The 21069-nt window shown below is 73.0% G+C and carries 16 protein-coding genes; 7 read left to right on the top strand and 9 right to left on the bottom strand.

Annotation, left to right across the window (positions count from 1 at the left end):
• The first annotated feature begins 4 nt into the window (after positions 1-4).
• On the top strand, positions 5-742 hold the full coding sequence (locus tag ACIPSE_RS31015; protein WP_401668929.1) for a class I SAM-dependent methyltransferase: 738 nt from the start codon (positions 5-7) through the stop codon (positions 740-742).
• 884 nt (positions 743-1626) lie between these two features.
• Here the strand turns inward: ACIPSE_RS31015 and ACIPSE_RS31010 are convergent.
• Positions 1627-2280, bottom strand: coding sequence for a chaplin (locus ACIPSE_RS31010; RefSeq protein ID WP_401668927.1), 654 nt, complete (start codon positions 2278-2280; stop codon positions 1627-1629).
• Positions 2281-2586: 306 nt separating this feature from the next.
• Here ACIPSE_RS31010 and ACIPSE_RS31005 point away from each other — a divergent pair, with 306 nt between their 5' ends.
• Both ACIPSE_RS31005 and ACIPSE_RS31000 read left to right on the top strand, forming a co-directional pair.
• A complete protein-coding gene (locus ACIPSE_RS31005) occupies positions 2587-4161 on the top strand; it encodes an alpha/beta hydrolase (RefSeq protein ID WP_401668925.1) in 1575 nt (524 codons plus the stop codon).
• Positions 4158-4643, top strand: a complete 486-nt coding sequence (locus ACIPSE_RS31000; protein ID WP_401668923.1) for a DUF4232 domain-containing protein — start codon at positions 4158-4160, stop codon at positions 4641-4643. Before ACIPSE_RS31005 ends, ACIPSE_RS31000 begins: the two co-directional genes overlap by 4 nt.
• 21 nt (positions 4644-4664) lie before the next feature.
• Here ACIPSE_RS31000 and ACIPSE_RS30995 read toward each other — a convergent pair whose 3' ends face one another.
• Both ACIPSE_RS30995 and ACIPSE_RS30990 read right to left on the bottom strand, forming a co-directional pair.
• Positions 4665-5924 carry an arginine deiminase gene (locus ACIPSE_RS30995; protein ID WP_401668921.1) on the bottom strand — a complete coding sequence of 420 codons (1260 nt, stop codon included), beginning with the start codon at positions 5922-5924 and terminating at the stop codon, positions 4665-4667.
• A gap of 18 nt (positions 5925-5942) precedes the next feature.
• Positions 5943-7361: a basic amino acid/polyamine antiporter gene (locus tag ACIPSE_RS30990; RefSeq protein ID WP_401668918.1), complete on the bottom strand. Its 1419-nt coding sequence runs from the start codon at positions 7359-7361 to the stop codon at positions 5943-5945.
• Positions 7362-7530: 169 nt separating this feature from the next.
• Here ACIPSE_RS30990 and ACIPSE_RS30985 point away from each other — a divergent pair, with 169 nt between their 5' ends.
• Positions 7531-8631, top strand: a complete 1101-nt coding sequence (locus ACIPSE_RS30985) for a chemotaxis protein (protein WP_401668915.1) — start codon at positions 7531-7533, stop codon at positions 8629-8631.
• Positions 8632-8656: 25 nt separating this feature from the next.
• Here ACIPSE_RS30985 and ACIPSE_RS30980 read toward each other — a convergent pair whose 3' ends face one another.
• Positions 8657-9070 (bottom strand): SsgA family sporulation/cell division regulator, encoded by a 414-nt coding sequence (locus ACIPSE_RS30980; protein WP_401668912.1) that lies wholly within the window; start codon positions 9068-9070, stop codon positions 8657-8659.
• A 436-nt stretch (positions 9071-9506) separates the two neighbouring features.
• Between ACIPSE_RS30980 and ACIPSE_RS30975 the strand changes: the two genes are divergently transcribed.
• Positions 9507-10934: a PP2C family protein-serine/threonine phosphatase gene (locus ACIPSE_RS30975; RefSeq protein ID WP_401668910.1), complete on the top strand. Its 1428-nt coding sequence runs from the start codon at positions 9507-9509 to the stop codon at positions 10932-10934.
• 48 nt (positions 10935-10982) lie between these two features.
• Here ACIPSE_RS30975 and ACIPSE_RS30970 read toward each other — a convergent pair whose 3' ends face one another.
• A complete protein-coding gene (locus ACIPSE_RS30970; RefSeq protein WP_401668908.1) occupies positions 10983-12470 on the bottom strand; it encodes a hypothetical protein in 1488 nt (495 codons plus the stop codon).
• A 255-nt stretch (positions 12471-12725) separates the two neighbouring features.
• Here ACIPSE_RS30970 and ACIPSE_RS30965 point away from each other — a divergent pair, with 255 nt between their 5' ends.
• Together ACIPSE_RS30965 and ACIPSE_RS30960 are read left to right on the top strand one after the other, a co-directional pair.
• The gene (locus ACIPSE_RS30965) at positions 12726-13865 is read left to right on the top strand and encodes an aminoglycoside phosphotransferase family protein (protein ID WP_401668905.1); all 1140 of its coding nucleotides are present in this window, start codon (positions 12726-12728) and stop codon (positions 13863-13865) included.
• Positions 13866-14115: 250 nt separating this feature from the next.
• Positions 14116-16020 carry an N-acetylmuramoyl-L-alanine amidase gene (locus ACIPSE_RS30960; RefSeq protein ID WP_401668903.1) on the top strand — a complete coding sequence of 635 codons (1905 nt, stop codon included), beginning with the start codon at positions 14116-14118 and terminating at the stop codon, positions 16018-16020.
• A 4-nt stretch (positions 16021-16024) separates the two neighbouring features.
• Here ACIPSE_RS30960 and ACIPSE_RS30955 read toward each other — a convergent pair whose 3' ends face one another.
• From ACIPSE_RS30955 to ACIPSE_RS30940, 4 genes are all read right to left on the bottom strand, one after another.
• Complete coding sequence (locus tag ACIPSE_RS30955; RefSeq protein WP_401668900.1) at positions 16025-16522, bottom strand: hypothetical protein; 498 nt, start codon at positions 16520-16522, stop codon at positions 16025-16027.
• A gap of 46 nt (positions 16523-16568) precedes the next feature.
• A complete protein-coding gene (locus tag ACIPSE_RS30950) occupies positions 16569-19451 on the bottom strand; it encodes an ATP-binding protein (RefSeq protein WP_401668898.1) in 2883 nt (960 codons plus the stop codon).
• Positions 19452-19540: 89 nt separating this feature from the next.
• A complete protein-coding gene (locus ACIPSE_RS30945; RefSeq protein ID WP_401668896.1) occupies positions 19541-20119 on the bottom strand; it encodes a CGNR zinc finger domain-containing protein in 579 nt (192 codons plus the stop codon).
• A 40-nt stretch (positions 20120-20159) separates the two neighbouring features.
• Entirely contained in the window at positions 20160-21059 is a 900-nt protein-coding gene (locus tag ACIPSE_RS30940) for a universal stress protein (RefSeq protein ID WP_401668893.1), read from the bottom strand.
• Between the last annotated feature and the right edge of the window lie 10 nt (positions 21060-21069).

Below are 21069 nucleotides of genomic sequence, written 5' to 3'. Positions count from 1 at the left end.
ACCCATGCCGGACCTGCCGACGCGCAATGACGACGTGGACTGGGACCGCTGGCCGATCGCCGACTACCTCGCGGAGAACTACCGCGATCTGCACCCCTCGGACGCGGCGGTCATCGCCCACCACTCGGCGTTCTACCGACGGCTGGGGCCGGGCGGGATCGGCCGCTCGGTGGAGTTCGGCGCGGGACCCAACCTGTACCCGCTGATCCTGGCGTCCGCGGCGAGCCGCCGCATCGAGGCCGTCGAGGCGGGCGCCGGGAACGTCGCCTACCTCGAACGGCAGATCGTGTGCGGGCCCGACGCGAGCTGGCTCCCCTTCCACGCGCTGTGCCGGCGGCTGAACCCCGGGGTTCCCGCGACGCTCGCCGCCTCGCTGGCGCGGGTGCGGGTCGTGCACGGTGATGTGCGGGAGCTGGAGCCGGGCGGGTACGACCTCGCGTCCATGCACTTCGTCGCGGAGGGCGCCACCGAGGACCGGGAGGAGTTCGGCGCGTTCTGCAGGGCCTTCGCCCGGTGCGTGGCGCCGGGCGGGCATCTGGTGGCGGCGTTCATGGAGAACATGCCGACGTACCGGATCGGCCCGGTGTCGCGGTGGCCGGGATGCCCGGTGGACCCGGCGATGGTCGAGAACGTGTTCGCCCCTCTGACCAGGGAACTGACCCTCAGCAGAATCGACTCGGACCCGACACTCCCGGACTACGGCGACTCAGGGATGGTCCTGCTGACGGCGGTCCGCTCCTGAACACGGCCGGACCGGGGACACGGCCCGAGCGGGGGCACGACCCGAGCCGGACACGGCCTGAGACGGACCCGGGCAGACGGCAGACACGGCGCAAACCTCACCACAGGCGGATCCAGCCGCCGCCCCTGACCTCTGCCCCAGCCCTACCCAGGCGTGCGCCGCCGGCCCGGGGCCGAGCGGGGCCAGAGTCCGGCCCCTGTCGGGCCCGAGCGCGATCCAGCCCTGCCGACCGAGCGGGACCGCCCGTTACCGGGACCCGGCGAAGGGGCGGCTCTGGATGCAGTCCATACCTACGCGCGCCCGGCTCTGGAGGCCGCCAGCCCTCCCCCCATGCCCCCGGCGCAAGCCTCACCGCCGGTCCGCGGCTCAGCGAGATCCGCGCCCGAGCACGATCAGACGTCGGCCCCTGTCGGGCCCGAGCCCGATCCAGCCCCGCCGACCGAGCGGGACCGCCGCCCGCCACCGACGCCCGACGACGGAACAGCGCTGGACGCCACCCGGTCCTGCACCCGCCCGGCTCTGGAGGCCGCCGGACCTCCCCTGCCCCCGTGCAACCCCACCACCGGTCCGCGGCTCAGCGAAGTCCACGCCCGAGCACGGTCGGGCTTCGGCCTCTGTCCGGGCCCGAGCGTGACCCTGGCCTGACAGCCGAGCGGGGCCGCCCGTCAGCGGGGCCCGGAGAAGGGGCGCGGCCGGAGGCTGTCCGGGGCTGTACGCGCCCGGCTCTGGAGGCCGCCGACCGGCGATGCTCGTCACCCGGGCGTGGCCATGCGCCGAGCCCTCATGGCGATCAGGTCTCACCCCTGTCGGGGAATGCCTGAGAGCCTGCTCGGCGGCCCCGAGGCCCCACCAGCCCTCTCCGTGCCGGTGGGGCCTTCGCCCTGTCAGCCCGTCGGGCGGGAGCGGGAGCGGCGGTAGAGGACCGCTCCGGCCAGGATCAGGGCGGCGCTGCCCGCGGCGGCGGGGAGTGTCAGGTCCGTGCCGGTGTGGGCGAGGGCGGTCCCGGGCGGGCCGGGCTCCGGCACGGTCGACCTCGGTCCGGGGTCGACCTGCACGGGCGGTACGGGCTTCGGCACCGTCTCGGGCGGGGTCGCCGGGGCCGGGGGCTCGTCGCCGGACGTGTTCACGGACTCGTTGCCGACCGCCGGGTTGCCGATCCCGACGACATTGACACTGTTCCCGCTGACGTTCACAGGGAGGTGCACCGGGAGCTCGACGCCGTTGCCGGAGAGCACTCCGGGTGAATCCTTTCCTCCACCCTCGGCGTTCGCGCCGCCCGCCGCGGGACCCGCCCCGCCGCCCTCGTTCACGCAGGTGTTGCCCATGGCGGGGTTGAGGAGCCCCACCACGTTCACGGTGTTCCCGCACGCGTTCACGGGGACGTGCACCGGGAGCTGGATCGTGTTGCCGGAGATCAGCCCCGGCGAGCCGGCCGAGCCGCCGTCCGCGACGGAATCGGCATACACGGGAGCCGTCACAGCCATCGCGCCGGACACCGCGGCGACAACGATCACACCGTTTCGGGTAACCCTTCTCATAGGTTCCGCCTTCCAGACATGGTCGCGGGCACTCACCCGCACCGGATAAAACGCCGGTGAAGCGTGCGAGTTATGGCTTATCGGCCTTTCACGCCATCGAGCGACACTGTCGTCGAACTAGCTGTAAAACCGTCGAATAGGCATGGACAGGCACGGGCCGGGCACGGGCCGGCCACGGGCGGGTGCGGGCAGGCACGGACGGGACCCGGGGCCCCGTCCGTCCGGAGGCGGGGGTTCCGGGGGCCGCCTATCGTGGGCGTGGGCGCCGTTCTCCCCGGTCCGCGGTGGGCGCCCCGGGAGGCATCCATGCCGGCTAGACCGTCCACGCGGCCCGGAGTGCGGCGCTGCGCGATCACCGGAGCGCTCGGGCTCACCCTGCTGGGAGCGGGGCTTCCCGTGGCGGCGGCGCGGGACGACGGGCCCGACCTGTCCCGCTTCTACGACCAGAAGATCACCTGGTCCCGCTGCGAGGGCATGGACATGCCCCGGGAGCTCCAGTGCGGGAAGGTCACCGTCCCGGTCGACTACGCCCACCCCGCCGAGGGCTCCCTCGAACTGGCCCTGGCCCGCTACCGCGCCACCGGCACCTCCCGTGGCTCGGTGCTGCTGAACTTCGGCGGCCCCGGTGGCCCCGGTGTGAGCCAACTCGCGCTCGCGGGCGACGCGTTCATGGGTCTGGCCAAGGGCTACGACGTAGTGACCTTCGATCCCCGCGGCGTCGGCCGCTCCTCACCGGTCAGTTGCGGCGACGGCACCGACGAGGCACTGGAGGCGACGTCCGACGACTCGGACGCGAGCGACGATCCCCGGGCGGTGCTGCGGCAGTTGAAGGAGGCCGCCGCGTCCTGCGCCGAGCACTCCGGACCCGTCCTCCCCCACATCGGCACGGTCGACGCCTCGCGCGACCTCGACGTCATGCGCGAGGCCCTCGGCGACAAGAAGCTCAACTACCTGGGCTTCTCCTACGGGACGCGCCTCGGCGCGGTGTACGCCGCCCAGTTCCCGAAGAAGGTCGGCCGGCTGGCACTCGACGGCGTCGACACGCTCACCGAACCCATGACCGAGCAGGCGCTCGTGGGCGCCCAGGGACAGCAGACCGCGCTGGACGACTTCATCGACTGGTGCGCCGAGGACATCGGCTGCCCGTTCGGCCAGGACCCCCGGTCGGGACGGGAACAGGTCGTCCAGCTCGTCGAGTCCCTCGACGAGGACCCGGTGCCGACGGTCTGGGGCGACAGCTTCTCCGGCCAGGATCTCGTGGGCGCCGTCGCGCAGGCCCTCTACAGCCGGGAGCTGTGGCCCACCCTGGAACGGGCCATCGCGCAGCTCGTCGAGAGCGGCGACACCCAGGGCCTGATGGGCTTCACCGGCGGCGCCACGCTCCCCCTGCGCGCGAGCGGCGGCGGGCTCACCGACGAGGAGGACGTCCCGCCGGACAACCTGCCCGCGGCGCTGATGGCGATCAACTGCGCGGACGACCCGGACCGCCCCACCGCCGACCGGATCACCCACGACCTCGGCCGGCTGCGCGCCGAGTACGAGAAGGCCTCCCCCGTGTTCGGCCGCTACCGCCTCACCGAGGTACTGATGTGCTACGGCCGCCCCAAGGGCACCGACTACATCCGCGAGGAGGTCCGCGACGTCGACGGACCGAGGATGCTCCTCGTCGGCACCCGGGGCGACCCGGCGACGCCGTACCGCTGGACCGTGGAGACCGCGAAGCGGCTCGGTGACGCGGCCGTCGTCCTCGACAACCGGGGCGAAGGGCACACCGGATATCTGTCCTCGACGTGCGTGCAGCGCAAGGTGGACTCGTTCCTGCTGTACGGCTCTCTGCCACCGAGCGGGAGTTCCTGCGGCTCGGAGGAGGACGACCGGTGAGCCCGGGTGCCCTCCTCCCGGCCTTCGCCGCGCTGACGGCGACGCTGCTCCCCGTGACGGCCCCCGACCCGGCGGAGACGGCTCCCTGCCCGGAACACGCCCTGGTCCTCCACGCCTCCCGCGTCCCCTCGTCGCCCTCCGTGGTACGGGTCGAGGTGACCAACCGGGGCGGGCGCGCCTGCTCGGTGGCGCCCTTCCCCACGGTCACCTTCCAGGATCTCGACGGTTCCGCCCAGCCGGTGCCCGCGCAACCCGCCGGGCGCTACCGGCTGGCCCCGGGCGCCACCGCCCGCGCGACGGTGCGGACGATCGCCGACCCGGCCGATCCCGAGGCCCGCCGGACGGGCGCCCTGGCGGTCGCCGCCGACCCCGCCCACCGGGGGCGGGCCTTCACGGCGGCGCGGTTGGGCGGCGGGGACACGATCCGGGTCTGGGAGCCGGTGACGAGCCGGTGGCGGCCCTCGCAGGACGTCGAGCGGTGAGCCCGGCCGGTCCGGGGGCGTTCAGAAGTCGACCGGGTCCCGGACGATCGGGCACGTCATGCAGTGGCCGCCGCCCCGCCCGCGGCCCAGTTCCGCGCCGACGATGGTGACGACCTCGACGCCCGCCTTGCGGAGCAGTGTGTTGGTCTGGGTGTTGCGGTCGTAGGTGAACACCACGCCCGGTTCCAGGGCGACCGCGTTGTTCCCGCTGTCCCACTGCTGGCGTTCGGAGGCGTAGACGTCGCCGCCGGTCTCCACGACCCGCAGCTCCGGCAGCCCCAGCGCCTTGGCGACGACGTCCACGAAGGGGGTCGAGCCCTCGTCGGTGAGTTCGACGCCGGGCGCCTTGTCGCTGGGGCGCAGGGAGAAGGTGTGGACGCCGTCCATGATGGTCGGGTAGAGGGTGACGAGGTCGCGGTCGGCGAAGGTGAACACCGTGTCGAGGTGCATCGCGGAGCGCAGCCTGGGCATGCCGGCGACGACGACGTGCTCGGCGGCCCCGTTGCGGAACAGCGCCTCGGCCACCTGGGTGATCGCCTGCCGTGAGGTGCGTTCGCTCATGCCCATGAGGACGACGCCGTTGCCGACGGGCATGATGTCGCCGCCCTCGAACGTGGCCTGGCCCCAGTCGAGTTCGGGGTCGCCCCACCACACCGTGGAGCCCGCGAAGTCGGGGTGGAAGCGGTAGACGGCCTTCATCAGCAGGGTCTCGTCGTGCCGGGCGGGCCAGTACAGCGGGTTGAGGGTGACGCCGCCGTACAGCCAGCAGGTGGTGTCCCGGGTGTAGAGGGTGTTGGGCAGCGGCGGCATCAGGTACTCGCGCACCCCGGTCGACTCGCGGGCGAGCGAGAGGTAGCCGGTGCGGTGGTCCTCGGGCAGGTCGGTGGTGGCCAGTCCGCCGATCAGGTACTTGGCGAGGCGGTCCGTCTCCAGGGACTCCAGGTAGGCGCGCGTGGAGTCGACGAGGCCGAGCCCGACCTCGTTGGCGACGATCTTCCGGTCGAGGAGCCAGTCCCGGGCGCCCGGCACCGCCATCGTCTGCGCGAGCAGGTCGTGCAACTCGACGACGTCGACGTCCCGTTCACGGAGCTTGTTGACGAAGTCGGCGTGGTCGCGCTGGGCGTTCTCCACCCACATGACGTCGTCGAAGAGCAGGTCGTCGGAGTTGGTCGGGGTGAGCCTGCGGTGGGCGAGCCCGGGGGCGCAGACGAGGACCTTGCGCAGTCTGCCGACCTCGGAGTGGACGCCGTACGCGGGGCGGGGGTCTTGGCTACTGGTCACGGTGCACCTTCCGGGACGTCACAGGCTGATCCAGCCGAGGGCCAGGGCCACGATGCCGAGGACCGCGCCGGCGACCGACACGGCGAGGATGACGAGTTCGCGCGCCGAGAAGAGCCGTCGGCCCTGCTCCCTGCGCGCCATCACGAACAGCACGGTGGCGGGGGCGTAGATGATGAAGGAGACGAGGACGAACTTCAGTCCGGCCGCGTAGATGAGGAACGCCGTGTAGAGCGTGGCGACCAGGGCGATCAGCAACTGGCCGCGCGGGCCGCCCCGTCCGGACTTCACGGCGAAGGCCGCGGCGAGCAGGAAGGGGATCAGGGTCAGTGAACTGGTCAGGTCGAGGGCGAAGTTGAAGGCGTCGTCGGAGAACAGGGTGACGACGAGGACGATCTGGCTGAGCACCGTGGACATCACCAGCGCGGGCACGGGCACGTCGGCTGCCGTGGCCCGCTTGAGGAAGCGCGGCATGTCGTCGTCCTTGGCGGCCACGTAGAGCACCTCGGCCGCCATCAGCGTCCAGGCGAGATAGGCGCCGAGGACGGAGACGATCAGTCCGACGCTGACGAAGACCTGGCCCCAGGTGCCGACCGCGTGCTCCAGCACCCCGGCCATGGAGGGCTGGCGCAGCTCGGCGATCTCCTCCATCGGCATCAGGCCGTACGACACGATCGTCACCGACGCGAAGATCGCGAAGACGCTCACGAAGCCGAGGAGGGTCGCGCGGCCCACGTCCTCGCGCCGCTTGGCGTGCCGGGAGTAGACGCTGGCGCCCTCGACGCCGAGGAACACGAACACCGTGGCCAGCATGGTGCCCCTGACCTGGTTGAACAGTGAGCCCGCGTAGTCGGCGCCGCCGAAGTTGTCGGCGAAGACGGCCGGCTTGAGGTAGAAGAGCGCGAGGATCACGAAGACGATGATCGGCACGACCTTGGCGACCGTGACGATCCGGTTGATCGCCGCCGCCTCCTTGACGCCCCGGCTGATGAGCGCGAAGAACAGCCACAGCCCGACCGAGGAGAGCACCACCGCGAGGACCGTGTCGCCGTCGCCGAGCGCGGGGGCGATCGCCCCGATCGTCGACATGATCAGCACCCAGTACGTGACGTTGCCGACGCAGGCGCTGGCCCAGTAGCCGAACGCCGAGAAGAAGCCGAGGTACTCGCCGAACCCGGCCTTGGCGTACGCGTACACGCCCGCGTCCAGGTCGGGGCGGCGCACGGCGAGGCGCTGGAAGACGAACGCCAGCATCAGCATGCCGGTGCCCGCCACGGCCCACGCGATCAGGGCCCCGGCGACCCCGGTCTCCTGGGCGAACCTGCGGGGCAGCGAGAAGACACCCGCGCCGACCATCGAGCCGACAACCATGGTGGTGAGCGTCGGCAGGGTGAGTTTCGCGGCGGCGGGCGTCGCGGTCTGCGGGTCGGCCTGGGTCATGGGCGTCCTAGGGCGAGGGGACGTCGGGGTCCCGCGACAGGGGGAGCGTCGTCCGGAGACTGCTGCGACGCTAACAGCGAATTGCCCCGAATGCCCGATCTGGTGAGCCTGTCGAGATGCGCCGATTGCCCCTAATGCCCTCTCGGCGAAACGGTCCTATCGTGCTCGTATGGAGCACGCACTCAGTCCCTCGACCCTTGCCGAGCTGCGCCGCCCGCGCCCCTATCCGGCCGTGTCCGTGCTGACTCCGACACACCGCCGGGAGCCGGACAACGCACAGGACCCGGTCCGGCTGCGCAATGTCGTGGCCGAGGCGAAGAAGCAGCTGGAGGCCGATCCGGCCGTCCCCCGTGAGCGGCGCGCCGACGTCGCCAGACAGCTCGACGAGGCACTCACCGAGGTCGACCTGGCGCACGCCGAGGACGGCCTGGTCATCTTCGCCGCCCCCGGCGAGCACCAGGTGTGGTCGCTGGCCCGCGCGGTGCCCGAACGTGTCGTCCTGTCGGACACCTTCCTCACCCGCAACCTGGTCTCCGCGCAGGCCGCCGAGCGGCCCTTCTGGGTCCTGTCGGTCTCCCCCGACCGCGCCACGCTCTGGAACGGCGGCGTGGACCGGGTCGCCGAGGAGCGGCTCGCCGGGTTCCCCTTCACCCGGGACCACCGCGAGAACTTCGACGCGGAGCGCCAGGAGCGCATCGGCGACGTCCCGAGCACCTTCCGCGACGAGGGCACCCGGCACTTCCTGCGCGACGCCGACGCCGCGATGGCCCGGCTGCTGCGCGAGGCGCCCCGGCCGCTGTACGTCACCGGCGAACAGGCGGCCCTGTCCCTGCTGGAGGAGATCGGCGGCGTGACCGGGGACGCGGTCCACGTCCCGCACGGCGGCCTCGCGCACGGCACCCCGGACGCGGTCTGGCAGGCGGTGCGGCCCCTGCTGGAGGCGGAGACCCGCAAGGACGCCGCGACCGTGGCCCGGGAGCTGGAGGCGGCGCGCGGCCGGCGAGCCTACGCGGCGGGCGTCGACGAGCTGTGGCAGAACGCTCGCGACGGTCGGGTCCGGCTGCTGGCGGTCGAGGAGAACTACCGGGTGACCGTCCGCGACGACGGCGGCGACCATCTGGTCCCGGCCCTGAGCGGCGATCTCGACGCACGCGAGGACATCGTGGACGAGATCGTCGAACAGTGCCTGGAGACCGGCGCGGACGTCCGTTTCGTACCGGACGGCGCGCTCGGCGACGCGGCGGGCATCGCCGGAGTGCTGCGGTACTGACGGCCCGAGCCGCCCGCGGCCCTGGTCAGACGGTGCCGAACAGCGCGCTGAGCCCCTGGTCGACGGCGTCGCCGAGGTCCTCCTCGCCGGCGGCCACGACCGCGTAGCTGCGCAGCAGGAAGCGCCCCAGCGCGTCGGTGTCGAACTGGAGGAGGGCGAGCCCGTACGGCGAGTGGAGTTCCACGACCGTGCGGGCCTGTCCGCAGGGCCACAGGTGCACGTCCCCTGCCCCCGCCGGCCCGCGCACCCCCGCCTCCAGCAGGCTCCGGGCGAACGTCCAGGTGACGACGTCGCCGTCCAGGGAGATCTCGGACGGGAAGTCGATGTGCACGGCGAGCGGGTCGGCCGAGGTGTAGCGGAAGGTCGCCGTGACGGGCAGCTCCCGTTCCTCGGCCGTGATCAGACGCCCCTGGGCACGCTGCTCGACGCTGATGTCCATGATCGTTCCCCCTGTGGTCGGTGGCCGGCCGTTTTCGCCGACTCCTTTAGGACCTCGTGGATGCCTTCTGCATTACGCGAGAGCGCACATCAATTTATGTGACCTGCGTCACTTGGGAGCGGGAGATTCGAATCGGGGATCGGGCGCCACCAGGCGTGCCGCTCCAGAGCGAACAAAAGGGCGTCGAACACACAAATGAATCGGCGGCGAAATAGCCCACCCCTCCGCCAACTCGCGTACGTCCACTACGACTTGACCGGTCCGGCGCGGTACGTCAATCACACGGCCGGGCCTCTCCGTGGAGACTGTGGCATATGCCGGAAGCACCACCGGATCGTGTGTTGCCAAATCCCTTACAGGGCGTGGCGCGCTGTGCAACAGTCGTAACGGTCCCTCCGTCCGCCTTGGCCGTATCCTCCCCGCATCGGAGTGCGTCATGCCGTCCCATCTCTCCGCGGACCACCCGGCCGCTCCTCCACCGGGGCGCGGTCCGGTCGACGCGTTGATATCGCAGACGCGACGGCTCAAGGGTGACGTGGACGCCGTACGGCGGGACGCCCAGGACGACGGTTCGGACCCCCAAGGACGCTGGCAGCGCGCACTGTACGACCTGGCGCTGCATCAACTCACCGACCTCGACGCACACTTGGCACAGTTGCGGGACGGCCCACCAGCGCCCGCGGCCGCCCGGCCGGCTCTCTCCGCACAGGCCGCGCCGACCGCTCCCCGGCACGGCTCGCTGCTCAGCCGGGTGGGCAGCGCCGAATGGAACCTGCTGACGGACGAGGCGAGCTGGTCCGGAGAGCTCTACCGGATCCTCGGCCGTGACCCCTCCACCGCTCCGCTCACCCTCGACGAACTGCCCGCGCTGGTCCATGACGAGGACCGGCCCAGGCTGACCTCGATGGTGACCAGTTGCCTGGTCGACGCGAAGCCGATAGACGGCGAGTTCCGCGTGGTGCGCCCCGACGGCGCCCTGCGCACCGTCCACATGATGGGCGAACCCGTGCTCGACACCGACGGCACCACCGCCTCGATGTGGGCCGTGCTCCGCGATGTCAGCGAACTGCGCCGCAGCCAGCGGGTGGTGAGCGAGACCCGTGACTCGCTCCAGCGCCACCGGCACCGCGCGCAGACCGAGCACCGGCTCGCGGTCGAGCTCCAGGAAGCCGTGCTGCCGCCGTGGCGCGGCTCCCTGCGCCTCCCGCGCACCGGCCCGCAGACCCTGGACCTGGCGGCCCACCGGCTGCCCTCCACGACGAGCGCGCCGATCGGAGGCGACTGGTACGACGCGCTCGAACTCACCGACGGGGACATGCTGTTGTCCGTCGGTGACCTCACCGGGCACGGGGTCGCCGTGACGTCCGGCATGGCGACCCTGCTCGGTGCCGTGCGCGGCATGGCGATGGCCGGCACCCAGCCGGGACAACTGCTGACCTGGCTGAACCAGTTGCTCGACGCGACCGTGCAACCGGCGCTCGGCAGCGCCGTCTGCTGCCGCTACCGGCCCGCGACCCGCACCCTCGCCTGGGCGCAGGCCGGACACCCCGCCCCGCTGCTGTTCCGCGACGGGACGGGGCGCGGGCTGACCGCACCGGACGGCGTCCTGCTCGGCGCGACCACGGGCGCCGCCTACGGGCAGGCCGAGACGACCCTCGAAGCCGGCGACCTGCTCCTGCTGCACACCGACGGACTGACACCCGGCGACAGCGGTGGCGAGACCGTGGACCGCCTCCTGGACCTGGCACCGCGCTTCGCCGCGGCGGACACCGCACAGGACTGCGTACGGCTGGTCGTGGAGGAGTTCGACAGCACCGAGCGTCACAGCGACGCCTGTGTGCTCATCGCAAAGGTGACGCACTGAGCGCAGCCGCTCGATGCCGGTGCTCGGTAGGACCGGCGCACGAACCCCCTATGTCCGTGCGCTGTTGCCGCCCTTCACCTTCGGCAGTGCGAGTTTGATCTCCTCCCTCAGCTCATGGATCTTCGGGTAGCTGGAGTACTCGGCGGTGAGCCGGTACATCTGGCGCAGCCGGTCCCAGGTACGGCCCGAGGAGTTCGACCCCATCGACACCAGGGCCAGCCTGGCGTAGCTCGCGGCCTGTTCCGGGTCGTCCGCGATGAAGCAGGCGGACGCCATGGAGAGATGGTCGAAGATCTTCGACCGTTCCCGGCCGTCCACGCGCAGGGCCAGGGCCTTCTCCGCGTAGTGCTGGGCGTGCGCCGCCGCGCCCGGCTCGAACTCGGCCAGAGTCCGGTAGGCCAGTGCCTGCATGCCGTACAGATCCTCGTCCTTGAAGGTCTGCATCCAGCTCGGGGACGGTACGTCGCTGCGGTCGGAGACGAAGAGGTCCTCCGCCCGTCCCAGCGTGCGGCGCATGGCCTGCCCCTTGCCCATCGACGCCTGTGCCCAGGCCTCGATGGTGTGGAACATGGCCATGGTGCGCGGCAGGACCTGCTCGCCCGAGCCTCCCTGGGCGAGTTTCATCAGGTCGAGTGCGTCGTCGGGCCGGCCCAGGTGCACCATCTGGCGAGCCGCTCGGGAGAGCGCCTCCCCGGCGCGGGGCCGGTCGCCGCCCTCTCGGGCCGCGTGGGCGGCGATGACGAAGTACTTCTGGGCCGTGGGTTCGAGCCCGACGTCGTGTGACATCCAGCCCGCGAGCACGGCGAGGTTGGCAGCGACGCCCCACAGGCGCCGCTGGAGATGTTCGGGGTGACGGTAGGCGAGCATGCCGCCCACCTCGTTGAGCTGGCCCACGACCGCTTTGCGCTGGAGCCCGCCGCCGCGGGCCGCGTCCCACGCCCGGAACACCTCGACCGAACGCTCCAGTTCCTCGATCTCCTGCGACCCGATGGGGGCGGCCTCGTAGCGGTCGAACCCAGCGGGGTCGGCGTGCAGGGGATCGTCGAAACGGGGGGCGTCGGCCATGAGGGCCGGATCTGTGTGGAGCCAGTCGTGCATGGCGCTGCTGAGTGCGGATCCCGCGGCGAGCGCGGCACCCGCGCCCACCAAGCCGCGTCGGTTGAGCATGAGGTCCATTCCCGTGAATTCGGTGAGGACCGCAGCCGTCCGCTCGGGCGCCCACGGCACACCGTCGGGATGTTCCGCATTCCCGTCGCTCTGCCGTTTCCCCGCGCGCCCGTGCCGGACCAGACCGAGGTCCTCGATGGTCACGACACGGCCGAGACGCTCGGTGAACAGAGCCGCCAGCACCCGCGGCACCGGATCGCGCGGGATCTCTCCCGTGTCGATCCAACGCCGCACCCGCGAGGTGTCGGTCGAGAGCTGGGGGTGGCCCATGGCCGCCGCCTGCCGGTTGACCAGCCGCGCGAGTTCGCCCTTGGACCAGCCGGCGAGGCCGAACAGGTCCGACAGACGGGTGTTGGGTTGTCCGCTCACGTCAAGCCCCCAGGTTCTCGGCTGAGTTGACAGTAGCCCGGTGGGAGGTGCCGGGCGACTATTCGCCAGGGTTCGCCAGGGTGCGCCAGATGGTGTGCCAGTGCTCAACGGGTGTCAGGTAGGAACGCGCCACCCCGACCCGGTCTCCAGCGGAACATGCCGGGTGCATTCCCCAGGGTGCACCCGGGAGACCGGGCCGGGCGGCGCACTTGCGCAGACATGCAGTGCAGGCACACGAAGGGATCTGTCTCGCCCATGTACGCAGCATCGTCCTCCGTGTCCGCCCCGCCCCGGTCGCTGTACCCCCGCCCGGCGGGCAGCGGCCCCTATCTCGATCCCGCCCGCCCGGCGGCAGCCGTGCTCGGGGCCGGCCGGGCGAGGCGGGCTCCGGGCACAGGCACCCAACCGCTCAGCGGGAGACTCGACTTGTCCGGCCCTCAGGGCGCGCAACTGCGGACGGCGATCGCCTCGGTGCACCGGATCTGCCCGGAGTTCGCTCCGGTCCAGGTGCTGCGCCGCAGCGGACGCTCCGTCCTCCTGGTGGGGACGACAGGGCGCAGTACGGCCGTAGCGAAGTGTTTACTGGACCACTCCCCCGTGTGGGCCGAGCGGATCCGCCACGAGATAGCGGCCTACCGCTCGTTCGTCCGGCACCGCCCGCCCGTGCGGGTGCCCCGGCTGATCGCGGCGGACCCGGACAACTGCACCCTGGTGATCGAGCGGATGCCCGGCCGGGTGGCGGCGCTGCACCGGCATCCGGCGGAGGCCCCGCCCCGCGCGGACATCCGGGCGGCGCTCGGCGCGATCTGCCGGCTGAACGCCTGGCGGCCACCGGCGGGCACCTTCGACGCCCCGCTGGACTACGCGGCCCGTATCTCCCGCTACCACGAGCTGGGGCTGCTCACCGACCGGGACCTGGGCGACCTCCAGAAACTGCTGCGCGGCATCGCGCACGCCGCGGGCCGGCAGGGCATGGGCCAGTTCTGCCACGGCGACGCACTGCTCTCGAACATCCTTCTGTCACCGGCCGGTCCAGTGCTGGTGGACTGGGAGCACGCGGGCTGGTACCTGCCGGGCTACGACCTGGCGACGCTGTGGTCGGTCCTCGGGGACGCGCCGGTGGCCCGTCGCCAGATCAGCCAGATCGCGCAGTCGGCGGGCCCGGCCTCCCGCGACGCCTTCCTGGTGAACCTGATGCTCGTCCTGACGCGTGAGATCCGTACCTACGAGACCGCCGTGCAGCGTTCGATGCACGACGCGACCCCGGCGGCACCGGGCATGGCCCATCCGGGTGCTGCGCCGTCCGGCGAGGAACAGCGGCTGCTGCTGCGGCGGCTGCACGACGACTGCCAGCTGGCGCGACGGGCCGTGCGCGCGGCGGTCGGCACTCGCTGACGGGGAGGAAGGTCCGCGGTGCTCCCCGAAGAGCGGGGCACCGCGGGCCTTCGTATGTGCGAACGGGCCTGTCGAAACCCTCCATTGGTGTAAGCCACTGACGCCCCGCAGGCCAGAAGCGGACCAGAAAGGGATCGCCACACCCCCGCGCTGACATGGGGATTCCCGCCTTCCTGGGCATGATTGACGGATCGTCGGCAAGCCGGTACCACTGACGCACGCCCGGCCCCGTCCGTACCAGGAGGCTGTCTTGCGAGTCACCGCCACCAGACGTACCCGTACGGCCGCCGTCACGGCGGCCCTGCTGCTCCCGCTGCTCGGGGCGGCCCCGCCGTCGGGGGCCGAGACCTCGGCGGGCGGCCTCCAGCGGGCGTTCGCCTCGGCCGCCGCCGAGTACCAGGTGCCGCAGAGCGTGCTCCTGGCGGTCTCCTACCTCCAGTCCCGCTGGGACGCGCACGCCGGGGCGCCGAGCGTGACCGGCGGCTACGGCCCGATGCACCTCACGGACGCGCGGACCGCGCTGGCCGAGGCCCCGCACCACAGCGAGGGCACGGAGGACGCGCGCGGGGACAGCGCCCGCGCGGCCCTGCTGCCCCGCCAGGAGGTCCCGGCGCCGACCGCGCTCCCGGCACGTCTGACCACACTCCCCGAGGCCGCCGCGCTGACCGGCATCAGCGCCGAGCGGCTGCGCACCGACCCGGCCGCGAACATCACCGGGGGCGCCGCGCTGCTGGCCGCCGCCCAGCGGGACCTGGGCGCGCCGCTGAGCGCGGACCCGGCGGACTGGTACGGGGCGGTGGCCCGCTTCCCGGCGTCGGAGGACGACGCGGCGGGCGCGGCGTACGCGAACGACGTGTACGACGTGATCCGCGGCGGCGAGGAACGCACCACGGACGAGGGGCAGTTGGTGTCGCTCGCCGCCCAGCCCGGCGTACACCCCACGGCGCGGACGACGAGCAGCGGCGACACCGAGTGCCCGCGGTCGCTGGCCTGCGAGTGGATCCCGGCGCCGTACGAGGAGTTCGGCGACGACGACTACGGCAACCACGACCTCGGTGACCGGCCGGCGTCGCAGTCCATCAAGTACATCGTCATCCACGACACGGAGGGCGCCTGGGCGGGTGTCCTCAACCTCGTGCAGGACCCGACGTACGTGTCCTGGCAGTACACCCTGCGCTCCACCGACGGCCATGTCGCCCAGCACGTGAAGGCCGAGGACGTGGCCTGGCACGCGGGCAACTGGTACGTCAACGCCAAGTCGATCGGTCTGGAGCACGAGGGGTTCCTGGCCAACCCGGACGCCTGGTACACGGAGGCGATGTACCGCTCGTCGGCGCGGCTGGTGACGTACCTGGCGAAGAAGTACGGCATCCCGCTGGACCGGCAGCACATCCTCGGCCACGACACCGTGCCGGGCCCGACCACGTCCACCATCGGCGGGATGCACACCGACCCGGGCCCGTACTGGGACTGGCGCCACTACTTCCAGCTGCTCGGCCGTCCCCTCGAGGCGACCGGGGGCAAGAAGAGCGGTGTGGTGACGATCCGCCCCGACTACGCCTCCAACCGGCCCGAGTACACGGGCTGTGTCACCAAGGGCGAGCCGTGCGCGGCGCACGGGTCCAGCGAGGTGCGGCTGTACTCGGGGCCGGGCGAGGAGTACCCGCTGATCAAGGACATCGGTCTGGGCACGACTCCGACGACCGGGGTGAACGACCTCTCCTCCCGGGTCTCCACCGGTCAGCAGTACGCCGTGGCCGGCCGGGACGGCGACTGGACCGCGATCTGGTACCTGGGACAGAAGGCCTGGTTCGAGAACCCGAGGAGCGCCCCGGCCGCCGTGAACGCGCGCGGCCGGGTGATCACGCCGAAGGCCGGCGCGGAGAGCGTCCCGGTGTACGGGCGGGCCTACCCCGAGGCGTCCGCCTACCCGGCGGGGGTGCCCGTCCAGTCGGTGTCCCCGCTGCCGTACAAGCTGCTCGCGGGGCAGCGGTACGTGGTCGGTGACGAGGTGCCCGGCGAGTACTACTACGCGGTCACCTTCACGGCGGACTCGCACCGGGTCGTGGTGGGCCAGGACCGGTACTACGAGATCCAGTTCGGTCACCGGGTGGCGTTCGTCCGGGCGGCGGACGTCGACGTGCTGGGCCGGTAGCGGTTCAGCCCTGCTGGAAGAGCTCCGCCGGCAGCGGCTTGAGGAGGGCGTAGAGGTCGTCGGTGATCGGGCGGTCCCAGGCGGCGATGGTGACCAGGACGTTGTCGCTGCGGTCGAACTGGACGCAGGAGATCCGGCCCTCGGAGAGCTTGAGACGGCGCACGATGAGGAGGTTGTCGCCCTGCATCACCGGGACGTCCTCGGTCTCGGTGACGGTGACCTCCTCGTCGTTCTCCAGCGCGATCAGCAGTTGCGCGACCTCGAAGGGCACCTCGCCCTCGCCCAGCTCACGGGCCGGGGAGCCCTCGGGGAGGTTGCCGATGATCATCGCGGGGCCGCGTCCGCCGAACAGGTCGTAGCGCAGGAAGACGCCCTGGCAGGTGCCGTCGGGTGCGGGGAGCAGACCGGCGCCGAGGTTGCCGGGCCAGTCGCCCGGGTCCATGGCCAGCACATCGAAGTCGGGGCCGGCGGGGGTGGCGCTGCGGCGGCGGAGGAACGACATGCGCCCATGGTAATGGCCCGGTGGCAGGTCGTGCCGCGTGGGCCGCTCAGGCCGGTTCCAGGGCCTGGGCGAGCCCGGTGCTGTCGGTGCCCATCTTCCGGTAGACCGCCGAGAGCAGCCGGACGACGGTCCGCTCGTCGGTGTGCAGCCGTTTCGCGATCTCCGTCCGCGTCAGTCCGTCGACCGTGAGGGTGGCCGCCGAGCGCTCCTGGGCGGTGAGGGTGTCCGTCTCCGCGGTGTGCGGGCGGCGGGGGCGCAGGCCGGCCGCGGCCAGCTCGTCGCGCGCCGCTTCGACGAGGCCGTCGGCGCCGCACTGCGCGGCGGCCTCCAGGCCCCGGTACAGGTACTCGGCGGCCTCCGTGGTGCGTCCGGTGCCGCGCAGCGCGGTGCCGAGGGCGACGAGCGCGCACGCCAGCTCGTAGGCGGCCGGGGAGCACTCCAGGTGGGCGACGGCCTCCTCCAGGTGTTTGACGCGGGCCGAGCCGGAGGACACCTCGGCGGTGACGCGCAGGGCCTGGCCGATCGCGGAGGGGGTGCCGAACTGGCGGGCCCGGGAGAGGGCTTCGAGGGCGGTGGTGACGGCGCGGTCGGGGGTGTCGTGGCTCTCCGCGCGGGCGAGGTGGAGCTGCCAGGGGCACCAGGCCGGGTTGCGGATGCCGCGCGGTTCCAGGCGGCGGCCCGCGGCGGCGAGGTGGGCCACCGCGTCCTCGGTGCGGCCCTGGGCCAGCAGCAGCTCGCCGTACACGGTCTGGGCGTCGGGGAAGACCACGGCGGCCGGGAAGGGCTCGCCGAAGGCGTGGTCGGTGGCGGTGCGGGCCGCCTCGGCGACCCGGCCGCGGGCGAGGAGGACCTCGATGAGGCTGCCGACGGCGTACCAGTGGGCGGGGGTGCCGGGGCCGACGCGGGCGGCGAGGCGGAGTCCGGCGCGGGCGAAGTCCTCGGCCTCGGCCAGCCGGCCGCGCCGGTAGCGGAGGTAGCCGAGGAGGGTGTAGCCGAAGGAGAGGTGGCCGCCGCGCCAGCCCTGGCTCTCGAAGTCGGCGATGCCGGCGGCGAAGAGCTCCTCGGTGCGGCAGGGCCGATCGGCGTACATGAAGGCGAGCGCGACAAGGACGGGGACCTCGAAGCCGCGGTCGGCCTCGGCCCAGCCGAGCCCGCCGGCGAGGGCGCGTTCGGCGTGGCGGAGGGCTACGTGGGCGGGTTCGCCGCGCTGGACGGCGTCCCAGGTGCGCAGGCCGATGACGTACCGCTCGGTGAGGTCGCGTCCGCTGAGCCGGTCGGCGAGCCGGGTCAGGCGGCGGGAGCGGGAGGGGTGGTCGGGTTCGTCGGCGCGGAAGGCGTCCCACATGAACTGCTCGGCGATCATGCGGAGTCTGACGCGGGCGTCGCCGGTGACGGGGATCTCGCGGCCGAGGGTCTCGGAGGCCTCGGCGAGGCGGTCGCTGTGGGCCAGGACCTGGGAGAGCCGGTAGACGATGTGCTGGCGCAGGGCGGGGTCGGCGATGGGTTCCTCCAGCGCGGCGCGCAGGTGGTTGACCGTGGTCGCCGGTTCCGTGAGCAGGGAGGCGCTGCCCAGTTCGTACAGGACGGCGGCGCGGTCCTCGAAGGGCGGGGGTTCGCGCAGGGCGCGGGCGAGGTAGCTGCGGGCGGCGTCCGGGGCTCCGGCGCGCAGGGTCTCCACGGCGGCGGCGCGGAGCTGCTGGACGACCCAGGGGTCGCCGTCGGGGTGGGTCTCCAGGAGGTGCCGGGCGGCGACGGAGGGGTCCTGTCCGTCGTTGACGACGCACCAGGCGGCCTGGCCGTGCAGGGCGACCCGGACGCCGGAGGGGATGGCCCGGTAGACGGCGGTGGCGATGAGCGGGTGGACGAACTCCAGGGGGGCGGCGCCGGTGAGGATGCGGGCACCGCGCAGGGCGTCGGCGGCGTCGGCGGCCTCCTCGTGGCCCAGGCCCGCGACGGCGGCGGCCAGCGAGGGGTGGATCTCGGTGCCGAGGACGGCGCAGGCCCAGGCGAAGCGGACGGTGGAGGTCCCGAGGCGTTCCAGGCGGGCGATGAGTCCGCTGCCCTTGACGGCGGCGGCGAGGTCGCGCAGCAGCGGGGCCTCGGCCTCGGTGGGGCTGAGGCCGCGGTCGCGGACCTTGACGATCAGCTCGACGGTCTCGAAGGGGTTGCCGGTGGTGACGGCCCAGCACTCGCGGCAGAACGTGTCGTCGGCGTGCGCGCCGAGCGCTTCGCGCACCAGGCGGGCGACGGCGGCGGAGCTGAGCGGTTCCAGGTCAAGGGGCCGGCCGCCCGCACGGCCGGGCAGTTCCCTGAACGCCTCGGCGTGTTCGGGGAGTTCGTCGGGCCGGTAGGCGACGACGACCACCAGGGGGAGGTCTTCGGCGCGGGGCGCGAACGCGGCCAGCCAGCGCAGCGATTCGGGGTCCGCCCAGTGCGCGTCGTCGAGGGTGAGAACCATCGGGGCCTGCTGGAGGGCGAGATGGGTGAGCACCCAGTCCAGGCCGTCGCGCAGGCCCTGCTGGTCGGGCGGCGCGCCGTCGGTGAGCGCGCACAGGCCGAGGGCGGGGCCGACGATGTCGTACCAACTGCCCAGCCGGGCACGGAGTTCGGCTTCGGGGACGCCGGCGAGGCGGGGTTGCAGGAGCTGCCGGGCGACATGGAAGGCGACGCGCTGTTCCTGGTCGCCGCCGCGGGCGGACAGCACGGTGCAGCCGCGGGCGGCGGCCCGGCGGCGGACCTCGGCGAGCAGGGTCGTCTTGCCGAGTCCGGCGGGCGCGGCGAACGCGAGCAGCGCTCCGCGCGGCCGGTCGGCCATCTCCGAGCCGTCCGGCCGCAGACCGGCCAGTTCACCCAACGCCTCGTCGACGGCGGCGAGTTCACTCTCCCGTTCGAAGAGTGTCCGGTCGCTCCGCGTGCTGCGCCACCCCATGCCGCACCCCCTGTCACGGGATTGCACCCACGCGGGGAGCGGGTGCGCACCGTGACCTACAGGCACCTCAGCGTACGCCTGACGGTGGTTCAGCGTGCCTGCTTGTGCCGTTCGTGGTGGCGGGCGACGCGGGCGCGGTTCCCGCAGGACGGTGTGCACCATTCCTGGCGCGGGTGGTCCTTGAGGAAGTACCGCACGCAGCGGGGTGCGTGGCAGGCGCGCAGGCGTGGCAGGTCGGGTCCGGCGAGGAACGCGACGGCCGCCTGGGCGAGCAGGGCCGTGAGGTCCGGCGCGCCGTGGACGGGCCGGTGCTCGACGACGGGGCCGGTGTCCTCGGGCCAGCGCAGGGCCGGGACCGTGGGGGTGCGGGCGGCGGCCGTGTTGAGCACGTCGAGGGCGGTGGGGACGGGCATGAGGCGGGCCGCGTCGGCGGGGCTGGGCGCGGCGGGCCGCACGGCATGGGCGAACAGGGCCCGTACGGCGGCCCGCAGTTCGCGTACGGCGCTCAGGTCGGCGTCCGTCCCGGGCAGGCCGGGGTGGGCGGCGAGCCAGGCCGTGAGGCCCGCGGGGGTGGTGAGGTCGTCGGCGACGCCGCCGTGGCCGTCGTGGCGGACGGTCAGGGCGAGGTCGAGGGCGAGTCGGGTGTCCCGGCTCATCGTGTCCTGCATGGCCCGATGATACGTCCGGCCCTAATGACAGGGTCGGCCCTCATCCATTAGCCGCCGCCGGGGGCACCACCGCCACCGGGCTCGTGGCGTGCAGCAGCACCGCGTGGGTCACCGATCCCAGCATGCGGGCCGGGGCGAGCAGCCGCCGCCGGTGACGGCCGACGACGACGAGTTCGGCGTCCCGGGAGGCGGCGACGAGGTTCCCGGCGGCGTCGCCCGGGAGGACGGTCACCTCGGCCCGTACCTCCGGGTGCCGGGCGCGGTGCGGGGCGAGACGGCCCTCGGCGAGCGTGCGGGTCTCCGCCTCGGCGGCGTCCTGGTCGGCGAGCAGGGTCACGACCTCGCCGGAGACGGCCCAGGTCGGCAGCGGCCACGCGTAGGCGGCGACGACCTGGAGCCGGGCGCCGCGCAGGGCGGCCTCGGTGAAGGCGAACGCGAGGGTCGCGTCGTCGGGGCCGTCGACCTGGAGACCGGCCACGACCCGGGGCCCCGGCTCCTGGGGCAGGTCGCCGTGGACCTCCCGGCCGGGCCGGGGCACGACGACGACCGGGCACTCGGCGTCGCGGGCGGCGGCCATCCCGTTGGACCCGAGCAGCAGGCCGGCGAAGCCGCCGCGCCCTCGGGAGCCGAGGACCAGCAGCTGGGCGATGGCCCCCAGTTCGGGCACCAGCGCGCCCGGCGCGCCCTCCAGGGCGAGGTACTCGGTCTCCGGTACGCCGGGGAGGTCCGTGAGACGGGCGCGCACCTCGTCGAGCACGCTGTCGTCGGGTTCGGGCGGTCCCTCGGCCAGGACGCCGGGCCGGGTCCAGGCGGTGTACTGCCGGACATGCGCGACCCGCAGGGGCGCCCCGCGCCCGCGGGCGGCGTCCACGGCCCAGTCCAGGGCGCGCAGGCTGTCGTCCGAGCCGTCGACCGCCGCGATGACCGGCAGCGTGCTCATGGGATTCCTC

The sequence above is a fragment of the Streptomyces sp. NPDC090106 genome (assembly GCF_044747265.1).
Classification (GTDB): Bacteria; Actinomycetota; Actinomycetes; order Streptomycetales; family Streptomycetaceae; genus Streptomyces.
Note: the sequence above shows the minus strand (reverse complement) of the source record. Positions and strands in the feature narration are given on the sequence as shown.

Coding starts and splice junctions, on each gene's coding strand:
- ACIPSE_RS30945 (WP_401668896.1), bottom strand. CDS start 20,119: ATGCAGGACACGATGAGCCGGGACACCCGACTCGCCCTCGACCTCGCC.
- ACIPSE_RS30985 (WP_401668915.1), top strand. CDS start 7,531: ATGGAGCACGCACTCAGTCCCTCGACCCTTGCCGAGCTGCGCCGCCCG.
- ACIPSE_RS30940 (WP_401668893.1), bottom strand. CDS start 21,059: ATGAGCACGCTGCCGGTCATCGCGGCGGTCGACGGCTCGGACGACAGC.
- ACIPSE_RS30955 (WP_401668900.1), bottom strand. CDS start 16,522: ATGTCGTTCCTCCGCCGCCGCAGCGCCACCCCCGCCGGCCCCGACTTC.
- ACIPSE_RS30990 (WP_401668918.1), bottom strand. CDS start 7,361: ATGACCCAGGCCGACCCGCAGACCGCGACGCCCGCCGCCGCGAAACTC.
- ACIPSE_RS30950 (WP_401668898.1), bottom strand. CDS start 19,451: ATGGGGTGGCGCAGCACGCGGAGCGACCGGACACTCTTCGAACGGGAG.
- ACIPSE_RS31010 (WP_401668927.1), bottom strand. CDS start 2,280: ATGAGAAGGGTTACCCGAAACGGTGTGATCGTTGTCGCCGCGGTGTCC.
- ACIPSE_RS31005 (WP_401668925.1), top strand. CDS start 2,587: ATGCCGGCTAGACCGTCCACGCGGCCCGGAGTGCGGCGCTGCGCGATC.
- ACIPSE_RS31015 (WP_401668929.1), top strand. CDS start 5: ATGCCGGACCTGCCGACGCGCAATGACGACGTGGACTGGGACCGCTGG.
- ACIPSE_RS30975 (WP_401668910.1), top strand. CDS start 9,507: ATGCCGTCCCATCTCTCCGCGGACCACCCGGCCGCTCCTCCACCGGGG.
- ACIPSE_RS30980 (WP_401668912.1), bottom strand. CDS start 9,070: ATGGACATCAGCGTCGAGCAGCGTGCCCAGGGGCGTCTGATCACGGCC.
- ACIPSE_RS30965 (WP_401668905.1), top strand. CDS start 12,726: ATGTACGCAGCATCGTCCTCCGTGTCCGCCCCGCCCCGGTCGCTGTAC.